Source organism: Stagnimonas sp. FW305-C-60, assembly GCF_058782965.1.
In genome coordinates this window covers 1-13,783 of sequence record NZ_JBYSYF010000008.1, presented here as the reverse complement: position 1 = coordinate 13,783, position 13,783 = coordinate 1, and the positions used below count along the sequence as shown (strand labels likewise).

Annotated in this window: 11 protein-coding genes, 3 tRNA genes and 1 pseudogene; 11 read left to right on the top strand and 4 right to left on the bottom strand. The window is 68.4% G+C overall.

The features are described 5' to 3' along the window. The first annotated feature begins 21 nt into the window (after window positions 1-21). Complete coding sequence (locus tag AC3WT6_RS16215; protein ID WP_492654644.1) at window positions 22-1,035, top strand: AraC family transcriptional regulator; 1,014 nt, start codon at window positions 22-24, stop codon at window positions 1,033-1,035. Here AC3WT6_RS16215 and AC3WT6_RS16210 read toward each other — a convergent pair. Then, window positions 1,008-2,069 (bottom strand): fatty acid desaturase, encoded by a 1,062-nt coding sequence (locus tag AC3WT6_RS16210; protein WP_492654643.1) that lies wholly within the window; start codon window positions 2,067-2,069, stop codon window positions 1,008-1,010. The two genes, AC3WT6_RS16215 and AC3WT6_RS16210, sit on opposite strands and share 28 nt — an antisense overlap. Before the next feature lie 84 nt (window positions 2,070-2,153). Between AC3WT6_RS16210 and AC3WT6_RS16205 the strand changes: the two genes are divergently transcribed. Together AC3WT6_RS16205 and AC3WT6_RS16200 are read left to right on the top strand one after the other, a co-directional pair. Beyond that, window positions 2,154-3,179 (top strand): AraC family transcriptional regulator, encoded by a 1,026-nt coding sequence (locus tag AC3WT6_RS16205; protein ID WP_492654642.1) that lies wholly within the window; start codon window positions 2,154-2,156, stop codon window positions 3,177-3,179. Between the two features lie 124 nt (window positions 3,180-3,303). After that, window positions 3,304-3,990, top strand: coding sequence for a hypothetical protein (locus tag AC3WT6_RS16200; RefSeq protein ID WP_492654641.1), 687 nt, complete (start codon window positions 3,304-3,306; stop codon window positions 3,988-3,990). Between the two features lie 816 nt (window positions 3,991-4,806). On the opposite strand, the gene tesB is transcribed toward AC3WT6_RS16200, so the two are convergent. Next, window positions 4,807-5,709 (bottom strand): acyl-CoA thioesterase II, encoded by a 903-nt coding sequence (tesB, locus tag AC3WT6_RS16195; RefSeq protein WP_492654640.1) that lies wholly within the window; start codon window positions 5,707-5,709, stop codon window positions 4,807-4,809. 61 nt (window positions 5,710-5,770) lie between these two features. Between tesB and AC3WT6_RS16190 the strand changes: the two genes are divergently transcribed. After that, window positions 5,771-6,037 carry a YkgJ family cysteine cluster protein gene (locus AC3WT6_RS16190; RefSeq protein WP_492654639.1) on the top strand — a complete coding sequence of 89 codons (267 nt, stop codon included), beginning with the start codon at window positions 5,771-5,773 and terminating at the stop codon, window positions 6,035-6,037. Between the two features lie 6 nt (window positions 6,038-6,043). Here the strand turns inward: AC3WT6_RS16190 and AC3WT6_RS16185 are convergent, their stop codons facing one another. Then, complete coding sequence (locus AC3WT6_RS16185; protein WP_492654638.1) at window positions 6,044-7,009, bottom strand: alpha/beta fold hydrolase; 966 nt, start codon at window positions 7,007-7,009, stop codon at window positions 6,044-6,046. A gap of 4 nt (window positions 7,010-7,013) precedes the next feature. Next, window positions 7,014-7,961: a methyltransferase domain-containing protein gene (locus tag AC3WT6_RS16180; RefSeq protein WP_492654637.1), complete on the bottom strand. Its 948-nt coding sequence runs from the start codon at window positions 7,959-7,961 to the stop codon at window positions 7,014-7,016. A 37-nt stretch (window positions 7,962-7,998) separates the two neighbouring features. Between AC3WT6_RS16180 and hrpB the strand changes: the two genes are divergently transcribed. From hrpB to AC3WT6_RS16145, 7 genes and pseudogenes are all read left to right on the top strand, one after another. Beyond that, entirely contained in the window at window positions 7,999-10,617 is a 2,619-nt protein-coding gene (hrpB, locus tag AC3WT6_RS16175) for an ATP-dependent helicase HrpB (RefSeq protein ID WP_492654636.1), read from the top strand. Window positions 10,618-10,671: 54 nt separating this feature from the next. Continuing rightward, complete coding sequence (locus tag AC3WT6_RS16170) at window positions 10,672-11,253, top strand: arsinothricin resistance N-acetyltransferase ArsN1 family B (RefSeq protein ID WP_492654635.1); 582 nt, start codon at window positions 10,672-10,674, stop codon at window positions 11,251-11,253. A gap of 14 nt (window positions 11,254-11,267) precedes the next feature. Next, a complete protein-coding gene (locus tag AC3WT6_RS16165) occupies window positions 11,268-13,181 on the top strand; it encodes an ATP-binding cassette domain-containing protein (RefSeq protein WP_492654634.1) in 1,914 nt (637 codons plus the stop codon). Between the two features lie 63 nt (window positions 13,182-13,244). After that, window positions 13,245-13,330 (top strand) — tRNA-Tyr (locus AC3WT6_RS16160). A gap of 37 nt (window positions 13,331-13,367) precedes the next feature. Then, window positions 13,368-13,441, top strand: a tRNA-Gly gene (locus AC3WT6_RS16155). Window positions 13,442-13,465: 24 nt separating this feature from the next. Next, window positions 13,466-13,541 (top strand) — tRNA-Thr (locus AC3WT6_RS16150). Between the two features lie 165 nt (window positions 13,542-13,706). Continuing rightward, a pseudogene (locus AC3WT6_RS16145) lies at window positions 13,707-13,783 on the top strand (hypothetical protein); the annotation flags it as partial.

The window sequence follows — 13,783 nt, the reverse complement described above, 5'->3', positions numbered from 1 at the left end:
GCCGGTTTGGAGTGTCCCGGCATGACCAAGCGTTCGATCCTGGGGTTGATGTACAGCCTGCAAGGCCTGCGCAGCCTGGGCGAGGACGTGGCGCCGGTGCTGGCCCGGCACGGCCTCGATCTCGACCGCATCGACCCTTCGGCGCGCATCGACCGCACGCTGGAGCTGCGCATCCATTGCGAGGTGGCGGAAGTGCTGCGCGACCCTCTCGCCGGCCTGAAGAGCGGCCGTCACTTCAGCTTCGCCGGCTATGGCCCGCTGTCGATGCTGCTGATCACCTGCGCCAATGCCGGCGAGGCCTTCGCCTGCGGGGTGCGCTACCAGCGGCTGACCTATCTCTACAGCAGCCTGAGCTTCCTGCCCGGCGATCCCTTGAGCGCGCTGTGCCTGGAGCCGCCGCCGCTGCCGGGCCGCGCCTTCCGCTTTCGCGTCGATGGCGAGATGTCCGGCACCTACAAGCTGATCCGCGACATCCAGGCCAGCATTGGCGTCGACTTGCGTCCGCAGCGGGTCGATCTGCCCTATCCGCGGCCACCGGAGGCGGCGGCCTACGAGAGCCATTTCGGCTGCCCGGTGCAGTGGGGCGAGACGCAGGCGCGATTCTGGTTCCGTCGCGAGCTGCTGCAACTGCGCTTTCCGGCGCACGACCCGGCCACCCATGCGCTGTACCGCCGGCTCTGCGACGAGCAACTGGTCGAGCAGCTGCAGAGCCCGGATCGGCTGGCCGAGCAGGTGCGCAACTGCCTGCAACTGTTCGACGACCGCGCGCCCAGCGCCGCCCGGGTGGCGCGCTACTTCGGCCTCGCCGAGCGCACGCTGCGCCGGCGTCTGGCCGAGGAGGGGCTGAGCTTCCGCGCCCTGGCCGCTGAGGCGCGCTACCGCAAGGCGCGCGAGCTGCTGGAGCACAGTCGCCTGAGCATCGAGGCGATCTCCGACCAGCTCGGCTATGCCGAGCCGGCGGCCTTCATCCATGCCTTCCAGCGCTGGGCGGGCCGCAGCCCGCAGCGCTATCGCAGTGCCAAGCCTTCCGCCTGAGCCGGCGTGACCACGGTGCTGCGCTGCCAGCGGTTGGCGCGCGCGAAGCTGCCGGTGTCGTTGAAGCGCACGCCCATCTCGCGCATCACCGCGTGCGCCTGCTTCGCCGTCCACTGGCGGATGTAGAAGGGCTCCTTCACCACGAAGTGATGGATGGCATGGGTGCTGCCGAAGTTGAAGCAGAACAGCTGGAACGGCAGCAGCCACCAGGGGTTCAGCACCTGGGTCTGCTGGATCACGTTGTCCGCCTCGACATCGCCGTAGTAGTGCATGTTGGAGCTGACCAAATGCAGGCAGAACATGCGCAACTGGTTGGGGCCGACCCAGACCACCGTCGCGAGGTCGATCCAGGGCATGCGTGCCAGCGTCGCCGCGCTCCAGGCGATCTCGCTGCCGCTCAGCGCGGCGTAGAGGTTGGCGCCGTGAAAGCCCAGGAAGCAGTACCAGATCGCGAGGTGGATCCAGCCCAGCGGGAAATAGCCCAGCGGGGCGGCGAAGGCCAGCAGCAGCTTGCGCTTGGTATTGGGCATCTGCGGCACCCGCAGCCACAGGGCCAGCAGCCAGTCGCCGAGCATCAGGAAGCGCTTGAGTCCCCAGGGCTGGCCGTTGGTGATGCCGCGTTCTTCGAGATCGCGGTGGCTGCCGGAATACTTGTGGTGCTGGAAGTGCAGCTTGCGGCGGATCCAGGGATTGATGGTGCCGGGGCGCGAGAGCCAGCACAGCGCCATCATCAGATGGTGGGGCAGGGGCCGCTTGCGGAAGTACATCAGGTGGATGAGGTCGTGCTCCAGCTCGTGGATCAGCGAGGCGAAGAAGGCCGACAGCGGCAGGCACAGCCACCAGGCAAGATCGCCGCGGTAGTAGAGCCAGCCGGATAGGCCCATGCCGGCGAGCGCAAAGGCCATGATCCCGGCGCCGATGGCGTCCTGCCGGCGCAGCCAGGGGTGGCGCTTGCGCAGGCTCTCGCCGGCGGCGTAGACCACGGTCTTGATGCGGGCGGTCTTCTCGGCGTCGCTGTAGGCGGCAGTGCTCATGGAGGTCGGTGACGGGCTCGGGGTTTGTGTCGCAGACTCTAGGAGCCAACCCCTTACCCGCGCCCAGCCCGGCGCGCCAATCGCTTGACCGCAGACGCCAAGCCAGACGCCTTCACCGCCCTCGCCAGTTGGACCCGCGCGATCCGCAAGGCCCTGCTGGCCGCCGGACTCGACGCCGAGGCCCTGCTGGCCGAGGCCGGCATCGCGCCCGAGCGCCTGGCCGATCCCGACGCGCGCCTGCCGGTGGCGCAGACCCGCCGGCTCTGGCAGCTGGCGGTCGCCGCCAGCGGCGACCCCGCCTTCGGCTTGCGGGTGGCGCGTCAGGTGCAGCCCACCACTTTCCAGGCTCTGGGCTATGCGCTGGCCGCCAGCGCCACCCTGGCCGAGGCCTATGCCCGCGCGGAGCGCTACTGCCGCATCGTCACCGACGCCGGCGAGCTGAAACTGGAGCGCCAGGGCGAGGAGTGCCATCTGCTGCTGCACACCGTCCGCGGCGAGGCGGCGCCGGCCGAGGAGGCCACCGATGCCTTCGCCGCCCTGCAGGTGCGCACCGTGCGCGGCCTCTCCGGGCGCAGCGTGCTGCCGCTGCGGGTGCAGTTGCGGCGGGCGCCGCCGGCGCAGATCGAGCCCTATCGGCGCGCCTTTCACGCGCCGGTGTCCTTCGGGGCCGCCGACAACCGCCTGGTGTTCGCCGCCGCCGACTTCGATCGGCCGCTGGAAGGCGCCAACGCCGAGCTGGCGCGCATCAACGAAGGCCTGGCCGCGCAGCAACTGGCGCGGCTGGACCAGGCCGACCTGCCGGCGCGGCTGCGCGCCCTGCTGATCGAGCGCCTGCCGGATGGCGAACCCACCGCCGCCGAGCTGGCCGCGGCCCTGCACCTGAGCCTGCGCAGCCTGCAACGCAAACTCGCCGAACGCGGCCTGCGCTACGAGAATCTGCTCGACGACACCCGCCGCGAACTGGCGCTGGCGCAGCTGCGCGAGGCGCGGATCTCGCTCAACGAGATTGCCTTCCTGCTGGGTTTCTCCGACGCCAGCAGTTTCAGCCGCGCCTTCCGGCGCTGGACCGGCCTCAGCCCCTCGGCCTGGCGCGAGCAGCAGTCCGGCTAGCTGGGGCTTTGTCTTTCCGGCGCGCTGGCGGGCAGGGAGCGTCGGCTTCCTGGCTGGTGAACTGGCCTGGACTTTGCAGAACCTCAAGGCAAGGGAAGGTAGTTCAGCACCGGAGGTAATACGCATGCAGACGCCCGATTTCGCCCAGCTTGGCCATCCGCCATTGCCGGCCCGCGATCTCAACTTCCTGTTCGAGCGCTTCCCGGGAAAGATCGACATCGCCCGCGCCATCACCGAGGTCGGCCAGTTCTTCAACACCCTCGACTCCATGCTCGACGCCGACTACGTGTACGCCGCCCTGCGCGACGCCGACACCCTCGATCTGCCGGTCTCGCCGCAGCTCTGGTTCGAGGTGATGCTGCGCAACGCCCTGCCGGGCCGGCGCAATCGCCAGGAGCAGCAGGCCCTGCACTACATCGCCCATCTGCTGGCCCTGTTCAGCCGCGCCGAGCGTCTGCGCCGGGTGCAGGACGGCGACGACACCGCCTACGACTACCTGGTCGATCTGGTGATGGAAGAGCAGGCCGCCGATGCCTCGCGCCGCTTCGTGGTGCAGGCGCACATCGCCAACTACTCGCTGTTTCTCGGCGGCGTCTGCGCCGAGTGGGTGGAACACCGCCACCGCTACAAGCGCCGGCCGGTGACCCTGGGCTATTACCGCGACATGGGTGCTTCGCGCTTCCACATGGCCTCACGGCATCCGCTGGCCGACGAGTTCGGCCTGACCGCGACCTACCGCGAGCTGGCGCAGCGCTTCGACTACTACCGCGGCGGGCTGGAGAAGATGGCGGCGGAGCACTTGTACAACTGAGTGTGCTGGCTGGATGGCGGGTTGCAGTGCGGCATTTGCGCAGATGTTGTGGTCGTGGCAAGTGCGCGAGGAGCGGAGTGCAGTGTTTTCGCGTTGGGCTGTGTGTGCGGTTCGCGCGTTCGCGCTCTGCCTTGTGTGTGCTGTCTGAGGTCTTTTTTTCGCCTCTTGGCGACTCACTTTTCTTTGCTTGTGCAAAGAAAAGTAAGCAAAAGAAAGCACCCCCCTGCGTCGCGCCCCTACGGGGTACCCTGCGATGCTCGTGGCCGGGGGGGCGCGCCCGAACTCGGTGCCCTATAGGCGCCTCGAACATGCGGGCGCTTCCATACCCCCCGTCCACTGCGCTTCTCGGCGCTTACGAAGGGGAGGGCAAGTCAAAAGCCACATCAACAGCACTCAGGCTCGTTGGCTGCGCCAACATCGCGCGAGCGAAGCGCGCGCCTTCGGTTGCTTCTGTCTTTGCGGCAGGCGAAGACCGCCGTGCTGTAGATGGTCCGGTCCCCTTCGTGGCGCCGAGAAGCGGAGGTCTCCGGGGGTATGGAAGCCGGCGCCTGTTTGAGGCGCCTATAGGGCGCCGAGTTCGCCGGCGTCCCCCGGAGACCGAGCATCGCAGGTTTACCCCCGTAGGGGGCGCTACGCAGGGGGGTGCTTTCTTTTGCTTACTTTTCTTTGCACAAGCAAAGAAAAGTGAGTCGCCAAGAGGCGAAAAAAGCTCTCAACACGCACGCAGCCAAAAGAGCGCGAACGCGCGAACTGCATTCCACTTCCCCCCGCAAGGAGAAGGAAAAATGCCAGGAGGCAATTCAGAGGGAGAGGGCCTCAGGCCTTCTTGTCGGTGAGCCGCAACAAGCCTTCCTGCGCCACGCTCGCCACCAGACGCCCCTGCCGATCAAACACCTGACCACGAGTCATGCCGCGAGCGCTCTGGGAGGTGGGCGAGTCCATCGAGTAGAGCAGCCAGTCGTCGACGCGCAGATCGCGGTGGAACCACAGCGCGTGGTCCAGCGAGGCCACCACCATGTCCGGCGAATACCAGCTCTTGCCGTGCGGGCGCAGCGCGGTGCCGATCAGGTTGAAGTCGCTGGCGTAGGCCAACAGGCAGCGATGCAGGATGGGGTCGTCCGGCAGATTCTGGCCGATGCGAAACCAGATTGCCTGGCGCGGCTCGGTGATGTTCGGCTTGAGCGGGCTCCAGGGATACACCGGGCGGAATTCCAGCACTTCGGCGCGCTTGAGCGAGGCGAGGATGCGCGGATGCACCTCGCCGGCCTCGGCGATCCATTGCGGGATCAGCTCGGCGGTCGACTTCAGCGACTCCGGCGTCGGCACATCCGGCATCGCCACCTGGTGCTCCAGGCCGTCTTCCGGCACCTGGAAGGAGGCGATCATCGACAGGATCGGCCGGCCGTGCTGGATCGCCTGCACGCGGCGGGCGCTGAAGCTGCCGCCGTCGCGGATGCGGTCCACCTCGTAGACGATGGGCGCGTTCATGTCGCCGGGCAGCAGGAAGTAGGCATGCAGCGAATGCGGCATGCGGCCTTCGACGGTGCGGGTGGCGGCGACGATGGCCTGGCCGATCACCTGCCCGCCGAACACGCTGCGGCCGCCGAGATCGCGGGAGCTGCCGCGGAACAGATTGAGTTCCAGAGTCTCCAGATCAAGCTGGGCAACCAGCTCGCGCAGGAAGGTTTCGGACGTGGTCTTGGGGCTGTCGTCGCTCATCGTGTGCTGAAATGGCGGAAATGAATGCCCCCATTATCGCGGCTGCCCGCCGTTCCTGCCGATGAATTGCCGGCCGGGTTGCGGTGCCTGCTGCATCGCGCTGTCGATCTCCTCGCCCATGCCGCTGCACCCGCAGGGCAAGCCGGCGGGCGTGCGCTGCGGATATCTCACCGAGGATCTGCGCTGCGCGATCTTCCACGAGCCGACCCGGCCGCGCGTCTGCGCCAGCTTAAGACCCGAGCCGGAGATGTGCGGCGACAGCCGCGAACACGCGCTGGTCTGGATCGCCGAGCTGGAGCGGCAGACCCGGCCGCCGCCGCCGCGCTGAAAAGGCTCAGGGCAGCAGCCCGGCGCGCCACTTCAGATAGTCGGCGGCGCATTGCCGGGGCTGCTCGACCATCGGCAGATGGCCGACGCCGGGCAGCAGGATGGAGGTCGAGTTCGGCATCAAGCCGCGCAGCACGCCGGCGCCGGAGCTATGCAGTATTCGGTCCTTGCCGCCCCAGACGATCAGCGCCGGCAACTGCGCCGCCGGGCTATCGCTGAGCACGGTCTCCTGCGGCGGCGAGACGCCGTAGAGCTGCTGGCGAATTTCTTCATGCAAGGCGGCATTGGCGATGGCGCGGGCGGTCATGGTCTTGCGCACGAAGCCGGGCAGCGGTGGCGCGCTGCCGAACACCCAGTCCAGGCGGGCGTCGAATTCAGCGCGGTCGTGCACCACCAGGGGCAGGGCGCCGCCGGTTTCCATGAAACGCGTCATCTCGCTCTTGTCGGCATTGGCGACGCCGGCCGGAGCCAGCAGCCAGAGGCTCAGCACCGCGTCGGGATGGGCGGCGGCATAGGTGCTGGCGATCCAGCCACCCATGCTGTTGCCGCCCAGGTGCAGCTTGTTCACTCCCAGCTGCTGCAGCAGACGGTGCAGGCGCTCGGTCTGCTGCGGCACGGTGTAGCCGGCAGTGATCGGCGGCTTGTCGCTGTCGCCGAAGCCGATCAGGTCGGGGATGATCACCCGCTGGGTCTGGGTCAGCGTGCGGACGACGCGGGTCCAGTTGTCCTTGTCGCCACCGAAGCCGTGGATCAGCACCAGAGGCGGCGCGCTGTCGCCCGCCGGCCCACCCTCCAGCAGTGCCCAGGTGAGGCCATCGACCGTCACCCGGCGCTCGCTCAGACCCGAGGCGCGGCGCTCGGCTTTGATCGCCAGGCGGGTGGCGGTGTCCGGCGCCAGCCAGGCCAGGCCGGCGATGCCGCCGAATACCAGTACCGCGACCGCCAGTGCCAGCCACAGCAGCTTCTTGAGCACGGGTTCAGAGCCTCCCTTGCATGATGTCCTGCTCCTGCGTGTGCAGGGCCTTGCCTTCGGCGAGCCGGCGGCTGCGCCAGCCGACGCGCACGCCGACCTCCGCGCGGGTGTCGCTGGTCAGCGTCAGCTCCAGGGTTTCGCCGGCCGCCAGACTCACCGGTTGCAGCAGCGGCAGATAGACCTGATCCCAATGGGTGGCGAGTGCGCTCGGCGCGGTGGACAGGCTGATCCCGGGCACCAGATCGGCTTCCCACCACAGCGCCCAGCCGTGGACGCTGGCCTCGCCGAGCAGCTTCGCCGACCAGTGCAGGCTCTGCCGCCGCAGCGAGGGCGCCGGCTCGGCATCGGCGCGGAACTCCAGACGGTCCCAGACCTTGGCCAGCGTCTCGTCGCCGCCGAGATCGGCGGTCTCGATACGGCGCACGTACATGTTGTTGAGGCTCACCCGCCGGGCTTCGTCGAGACGGATGCCGTAGCCGACCCGGGGCCAGATGTCGATCTCGTCCTGCAGGCGCGGGCTCAGCACCGGCGCGACGAACTGCCGCAGGCCGCAGGGGATCAGCACGCCGTTCTTCTTCAGGTAGCGGCGGGCGTCGGCCAGGGTTTCCAGCAGGCCCTCTTCCAGCGCGTAGTTGCCCAGGGTTTCCGAGACCACGATGTCGACCTTGGGCGGCCGCTTCAGCTCGGCCGAGTGGCCCTGGATGAAGCTCAGGCCGTCGATGCGGTTCTGTCGCGCCAGCTCCTGGGCCAGATTCAGGGTATCGGTGTACTCGATCAGGGTGCAGTGCGTGGCGCCCAGTTGCCGTGCCAGGAAGGACAGAAAACCGGTGCCGGCGCCCAGGTCGGCGACCGTGCTCTTGCCCGGCACGATCACCGACTTCAGGGCGGCATGGAAGGCGGCGTTGCGGGCCTCGTCGCCCAGCAGCTTGCGGTGCAATTCGATTTCACTCATGGGCGAATTGTCGCGCATCGGGGACAATGCGCGCCCCATGAAGCTGCCCGACTATCCCGCGCTCGAAGCCCTGCCCGCCCTGCGGGCGGCGCTGCGCACCGGTGGGCGGGCGGTGCTGGCGGCGCCGCCGGGCTCGGGCAAGACCACCACTATTCCGCTGGCCCTGCTCGACGAGCCCTGGCTGGCTGGCAAGAAGATCGTCCTGCTGGAGCCACGTCGGGTGGCGGCGCGCGCCGCCGCGGCGCGCATGGCGGCGCTCCTGGGTGAGAAGGTCGGTGGCCGGGTGGGCTACCAGATCCGCTTCGAGCGCCGCATCGGCCCCGAGACGCGCATCGAGGTGGTCACCGAGGGGTTGCTCACCCGCCGCCTGCAGGCTGACCCGGAGCTGCCGGGCGTGGGCCTGGTGATCTTCGACGAGTTCCACGAGCGCAGCCTCGATGCCGACCTGGCGCTGGCGCTCGCCCTCGACGCCCGCGACAACCTGAATCCCGAACTGCGCCTGCTGGTGATGTCGGCGACGCTGGATACCGAGCGGGTCGCGGCTCTGCTGGATGGCGCGCCCATCGTCAGCGCCGGCGGCAGCCTCTACCCGGTGGACATCCGCTACCGGCCCGGGCGCCCGGAGGCCGCGCACGACGAGGCGGTGGCGGCGCTGGTGAGCAGCGCGCTGGCCGAAACCGAGGGCGACATCCTCTGCTTTCTGCCCGGCGCCCGCGAAATCCGTGGCGTCGAGCGCCGGGTTGCCGAGCGCTACCGCGAGCTGGCGATCCGGCCGCTGTACGGCGAGCTGTCCAGCGACTTGCAGGATCTGGCCTTGCGCCCGGACGCCGAGGGTCGGCGCAAGCTGATCCTCGCCACCAACATCGCCCAGACCTCGCTGACCGTCGAGGGCGTGACCACGGTGGTCGATGGCGGCCTGTTGCGCATTGCCCGCTTCGATCTCGGCGCCGGCGCCAATGTGCTGGAGACGCGGCGGGTGTCGCGCGCCTCGGCCGACCAGCGCGCCGGCCGCGCCGGCCGTCTCGGGCCGGGCACCGCCTACCGGCTGTGGTCGCAGGAGCAGCACGGCCGCCTGGTGGCGCACGACACCCCGGAAATCCTCGCCGCCGACCTCAGCCGCTTCGCGCTGGAACTGGCCGGCTGGGGCATCAGTGACCCGGCGCAGCTGCGCCTGCTGGACGCGCCGACCGCCGCCAACTGGAGCTATGCCCGCGAACTGCTGCTGGCGATGGGCGCCATCGACGCCCAGGGCCGGATCACGCTGCACGGCCGTCAGCTGGCGCGCCTGCCCACCGCGCCGCGTCTGGCGCATCTGCTGCTGCAAGGGCAGGCGCGCGGGCAGGGCGAGCTGGCGGCCTGGCTGGCGGCGGCGCTGGAGGAGCGCGAGGCCGACGGCGGCAGCGATGCCGGCGAGCGCGTCGCCCGCTTGCGCGCCGGTCGCGGCGATCCGGGACAGCTGCGGCGGGTGCAGGACGCGGTGCGGCAGTTCCTTCGCCTGCTGGATTCTCCCTCCCCCGCGAGCGGGGGAGGGTCGGGGAGGGGGCGGTTCACGCCCGACCGCCCCCCTCCCGCGTTTGGCCGGATCGGGACTGACATTAAGTCAGTCCCGCTGGAGCCAAACGCCCCCCCGCAGGCGGGGGGAGGAGAGGACGCCGTCGCGGTACTGCTCTCCCACGCCTTTCCCGAGCGTCTGGCGCGCCGCCGCGAGGGCAGCCGCGACAGCGGTCGCCAGCAGCGCGAGGTGGCCTTCCTCTGCGCCGACGGCGGCGAGGCGCGGCTGCCGGAAACCGATCCGCTGGCGCGCGCCGACTGGTTGGCCATCGCCCACTGGAGTATCGAGAACAACCAGCGCCGCATCCGCCTCGCCGCCCCGCTGGACGAGGCGCAATTGCGCGCCGAACACAGCGGCCGCCTGCGCCGCGAAGCGCTGGTGCGCTGGGATGCCAGCCTCGGCGCGGTGCAGGCCGAACAACAGGAGCGCTTGGGCGCCATCGTGCTGTCGGCGCGGCCCCTGCGCGAGCCGGATGCCGCCGCGCGCGAGCAGATCCGCGCCGCGCTGATCGCCGGCATCCGCGCTACCGGCATCCATGCGCTGCCCTGGAGCGAGGGTGCGCGCGGCTGGCAGGCGCGGGTGGAGTCGCTGCGCCACTGGCAGCCGGAGGCCGGCTGGCCGGAGGTGAGCGACCAGGCCCTGCTGGCTAGCCTGGAAGACTGGCTCTCGCCCTATCTGGACGGCATGAGCCGGCTGAGCCATCTCGACAAGCTGGACCTGATGGGCGCGCTCAACGCTCTGCTCGACTACCCGCAGCAGCAGGCGCTGTCGCGCCTGGCGCCGACCCATCTGAGCGCGCCCAGCGGCAACCGCCACGCGCTCGGCTACACGCCGGGCCAGGCACCGGCGCTGGAAGTGAAGTTGCAGGAGATGTTCGGTGCCAGCGACACGCCGACGGTCTGCGACGGCCGGGTGAAGGTGGTGCTGCACATGCTCTCGCCGGGGCGCAAGCCCATCGCCATTACCGCCGATCTGGCCGGCTTCTGGGCGCGCAGCTACTTTGAGGTGAAGAAGGATCTGCGTGGCCGCTATCCGCGCCATCCCTGGCCGGACGATCCGCTGGCGGCGCAGGCCACCGCGCGGGCAAAGCCGCGTGGCACCTGATCGGCACTCCTTGCCGTAAACACTACTTAACGAGCCGGTTTGCGAGTCCCCGCCATGACCACCCTCATCCGCTATGCCACCACCGCCGATGCCGCCGCCATCGCGGCGATCTACGCGCCCTATGTCAGCGACACGGTCATCACTTTCGAGATCGACCCGCCGCCGGACGCGGCCGAGATGGGCCGTCGCCTGGAGACGGTACTGGCGCGCTACCCCTGGCTGGTGGTCGAGCGCGAGGGCAGGGTTCTGGGCTATGCCTACGCCAGCGAGCATCGCAGCCGTGCCGCCTATCGCTGGGGCGTGGATGTCGGCATCTATCTGGCGCCGGAGGCGCATCGGCAGGGGCTGGGGCGGCGGCTCTACCTTCGCCTGTTCCACATCCTGCGCGCGCTGGGCTTGTATAACGCCTATGCCGGCATCACCTTGCCCAACGCCGGCAGCGTTGGCCTGCATGAGGCCTGCGGCTTCTCGCTGGTGGGCATTTACCGTCGGGTCGGGTACAAGTGCGCCGCCTGGCATGACGTCGGCTGGTGGCAGCTGGCCTTGCAGTCCCATTTCGATCCTCCCGCGGAGCCGCGCGCTTTCGCCGCGCTGTCCTCGGCCGAGCAGCAGGCGCTGCTCCTGGCTCCTCTTTAGCGAGTTCCTTTCACGTGCTGACCATCAAGAATCTCACCCTCCGCTTCGGCGGCCCGCCGCTGCTCGACCGCGTCAGCCTGGTGGTGGAGCGCGGCGAGCGCGTCTGCGTGCTCGGCCGCAATGGCGAGGGCAAGTCCACGCTGCTGCGGATCATCGCTGGCACCCAGGTGGCGGACGACGGCGAGGTGATCAAGGCGCCGGGCATGCGCATCGCCGAGATGCCGCAGGACATCCCGGCCAGCCTGCCGGGCACGGTGCGCGACGTGGTCGCCAGCGGTCTCGGCGAGATTGGTCAGGTGTTGGCCGAGTACCACCATCTGCTCACCGAGTCCGAGCATGCCGAGCCCAAGCGCCTGGACCAGATCCTGGATCGCATGGGCAAGCTGCAGGGGCGTCTGGATGCCGGTGACGGCTGGACGCTGGACGCGCGGGTGGAGTCCATCGTCACCCGCCTGGAGCTGCCCGGCGACACCTTGTTCAACGATCTTTCCGGTGGCTACAAGCGCCGCGCCCTGCTGGGCCGCGCGCTGGCGCTGGAGCCGGATCTGTTGCTGCTCGACGAGCCCACCAACCACCTCGATCTCGACAGCATCGCCTGGATCGAGAGTTTTCTTCTGTCCTGGCCTGGGGCGCTGCTGTTCATCACTCACGACCGTGCCTTCCTGCGCCGGCTGGCGACCCGCATCGTCGAACTCGACCGCGGCCAGCTGACCAGCTGGCCCGGCGACTACGAAAACTACCTGCGTCGTCGCGAGGAGCGCCTGGCCTCGGAGGCCAAGACCCAGTTCGAGTTCGACAAGAAGCTGGCGCAGGAGGAAGTCTGGATTCGCAAGGGCATCCAGGCCCGGCGCACTCGCGACATGGGCCGCGTCGGCCGCCTGCTGGAGATGCGCCGGCAGTACGCCGAGCGGCGCAATCTGCAGGGCAAGGCGGAGTTCATCGTTCAGGAAGCCGCTGCCTCCGGCAAGCTGGTGGCCGAGGCCAAGAACGTGGGTTACTCGGTGGGCGGGCGCACCATCCTGCGTAATGTTTCGCTCAACGTCATCCGTGGCGACAAGATCGGCATCATCGGCCCCAATGGCGCCGGCAAGACCACGCTGCTGAACCTGCTGCTCGGGCGTCTGCAGCCCAGCTCCGGCGAGTTGAAGACCGGCACCAATATCGAAGTCGCCTGGTTCGACCAGATGCGCGCCACGCTCGACGAGAACAAGCCGGTCTGGGAAAACATCGCCGGCGGCAAGGAGTTCGTCACCATCGGCGAGGGCGACAACGCCAAACGCAAGCATGTGATGGGCTATTTGCAGGAGTTCCTGTTCACGCCCGACCGCGCCCGCAGTCCGACGCGGGTGCTGTCTGGCGGTGAGCGCTCGCGCCTCTTGCTGGCGCAGTTGTTCAGCCAGCCGGCCAATCTGCTGGTGCTCGACGAGCCGACCAATGATCTCGACGTCGAGACCCTCGACCTGCTCGAAGACCTGTTGCTGGACTTCGCCGGTACCGTGCTGGTGGTCAGCCACGACCGCGCCTTTCTCGACAACGTCGTCACCCGCACCCTGGCCTTTGAAGGCGGCGGGCGGGTGGCGGAATACATCGGCGGCTACAGCGACTGGCTGCGCCAGCGTCCGGCGCCGGTGGCCGTGGCGGCCACTAAGCCCGCGGCTCGGGCGGCGGAGGCACCGGCTGTGGTCCATCCCCCCGTGGCGGCCACGCAGGCGCTGAGTCCCAAGGAGAAGCGCGAGTTGCAGGAGCTGCCGGCGCGCATCGAGAAGCTGGAGGCCGAGATCGCCAAGCTGGGGGAGTCGCTGGCCGAGCTGTACGGCCGCGAGCCGGCCAAGGCGGTGGAAGTGCAGAAGCGGGTGTCGGCGCTCAACCAAGAGCTGTCCAGCGCCTATCAGCGCTGGGAGCGCTTGGAGGCACACAAGAGCCTCTAGAATTCCGGCGCTCTGTCTTGACAGAATGGGGTGCAACCCCGGAGAATCTCGGGCTCGTTTGCTGGAGGGATACTCAAGCGGCCAACGAGGGCAGACTGTAAATCTGCTGACTTATGTCTACGAAGGTTCGAATCCTTCTCCCTCCACCATTTTCACCAGTTATTTGTTGATTTTCTTGCGGTTCCGGCGGGTGTAGTTCAATGGTAGAACTTCAGCCTTCCAAGCTGATAGCGTGGGTTCGATTCCCATCACCCGCTCCAGCAGAAGCAGTATTTAGCAGCAGCGCTCACATAGCTCAGTCGGTAGAGCACTTTCTTGGTAAGGAAGAGGTCATCGGTTCGATTCCGATTGTGAGCACCACCTTTCAGATGTAAATGCAGGCCGCTTCAATCGGAAGCGAACCGATGACCTCTAATGATCGGGTCATGGGTTTTGACGAGGGGCAAAGCTCCTCGTCAGTTCGATCCCGATTGTGAGCACCATCTTTTTAATGACAGTTCTTTGATTTAGACGCGGAGCGCAGCGATGGCCAAGGAAAAGTTTTCCCGTAACAAGCCGCACGTAAACGTGGGCACGATTGGTCACGTTGACCATGGCAAGAC

Bases quoted from the DNA above. Each gene is read 5' to 3' on its own strand.
- hrpB (WP_492654636.1), top strand. From the start codon at position 7,999: ATGAAGCTGCCCGACTATCCCGCGCTCGAAGCCCTGCCCGCCCTGCGG.
- AC3WT6_RS16170 (WP_492654635.1), top strand. From the start codon at position 10,672: ATGACCACCCTCATCCGCTATGCCACCACCGCCGATGCCGCCGCCATC.
- AC3WT6_RS16210 (WP_492654643.1), bottom strand. From the start codon at position 2,069: ATGAGCACTGCCGCCTACAGCGACGCCGAGAAGACCGCCCGCATCAAG.
- AC3WT6_RS16200 (WP_492654641.1), top strand. From the start codon at position 3,304: ATGCAGACGCCCGATTTCGCCCAGCTTGGCCATCCGCCATTGCCGGCC.
- AC3WT6_RS16215 (WP_492654644.1), top strand. From the start codon at position 22: ATGACCAAGCGTTCGATCCTGGGGTTGATGTACAGCCTGCAAGGCCTG.
- AC3WT6_RS16180 (WP_492654637.1), bottom strand. From the start codon at position 7,961: ATGAGTGAAATCGAATTGCACCGCAAGCTGCTGGGCGACGAGGCCCGC.
- AC3WT6_RS16190 (WP_492654639.1), top strand. From the start codon at position 5,771: ATGAATTGCCGGCCGGGTTGCGGTGCCTGCTGCATCGCGCTGTCGATC.
- tesB (WP_492654640.1), bottom strand. From the start codon at position 5,709: ATGAGCGACGACAGCCCCAAGACCACGTCCGAAACCTTCCTGCGCGAG.